The organism is Vibrio sp. Vb0667 (assembly GCF_033391095.1).
The window spans coordinates 1-1,204 of sequence record NZ_JAWPOL010000266.1; the positions used below are offsets into that span (position 1 = coordinate 1).

At 46.0% G+C, this 1,204-nt stretch carries 2 protein-coding genes; both read left to right on the forward strand.

Annotated features, from left to right (window positions below):
• Nucleotides 1-17: 17 nt before the first annotated feature.
• Nucleotides 18-413, forward strand: a complete 396-nt coding sequence (gene rbfA, locus R8269_RS25165) for a 30S ribosome-binding factor RbfA (RefSeq protein WP_005456060.1) — start codon at nt 18-20, stop codon at nt 411-413.
• On the forward strand, nt 413-1,204 hold a 792-nt coding region (truB, locus tag R8269_RS25170; protein WP_318222901.1), incomplete at its 3' end, for a tRNA pseudouridine(55) synthase TruB. The genes rbfA and truB, both read left to right, overlap by 1 nt.

Below are 1,204 nucleotides of genomic sequence, written 5' to 3' on the forward strand. Positions count from 1 at the left end.
TATATAAGAGAAAAGATATGTCAAAAGAATTTAGCCGCACGCAGCGTGTTGCACAGCAGCTGCAAAAAGAATTAGCAATGATCCTTCAACGTGAAGTTCGTGATTCACGTTTGGGTATGGTTACCATTTCCGATGTGGAAGTCTCTCGTGACCTTGCTTACGCAAAAGTGTTCGTGACTTTCCTATGTGTAGGTGAGCAAACACCAGAATCATGCCTAGCGGCACTACGTGAGCATGAAGTTCACATTCGCATGATGCTTGGTAAGCGTATTCGTCTGCGTCTAACTCCAGAAATCCGCTTCTACTACGACAACACGCTCGTAGAAGGTATGCGTATGTCTAACCTAGTAACCGAAGTGGTTAACTCAGACAAGCAGAAGCAAAAGAACTCTGGCCGTGAGGACGAAGAATAATGGCTCGTCGTCGTAAAGGTCGTCCAATTAATGGTGTTATCTTGTTGGATAAACCAACAGGTATCTCTTCCAATGATGCACTGCAAAAAGTAAAGCGAATCTACTTTGCTGAGAAAGCGGGTCACACTGGTGCGTTGGACCCTCTAGCGACGGGTATGTTGCCGATCTGTTTAGGTGAAGCAACCAAGTTTTCTCAGTTCCTACTGGATTCAGACAAACGCTATCGCGTGATCGCGAAACTTGGCGAACGTACTAACACTTCAGACTCTGATGGTGAAGTGGTAGAAACGCGTCCAGTAGATGTGACTCTCGAGAAACTAGAGGCGAGTATCGAGAAGTTCCGTGGCGAATCTGACCAAGTGCCTTCGATGTTTTCTGCTTTGAAATACCAAGGCAAACCTCTGTACGAGTACGCTCGTAAAGGTATCGAAGTTCCACGTGAGTCTCGTAAAATTACGGTATACGAAATCATTCTTCACCGTTTTGAAGGTGATGAAGTTGAGATGGAGGTGCACTGTTCAAAAGGCACTTACATTCGTACTATCGTCGATGACTTGGGCGAAATGCTCGGTTGTGGTGCTCACGTAACTATGCTGCGCCGCACAGCTGTAGCCAAGTACCCTTACGAGAAAATGGTGACTCTTGAGCAGCTTAATGAGCTACTTGAGCAAGCTCATCGTGAAGAAATCGCTCCTCGCGAGTTGCTCGATCCACTGCTTATGCCAATGGACACTGCAGTTGAAGACTTACCAGAAGTAAACCTAATTCCTGAATTAGCGGATATGGTTCAG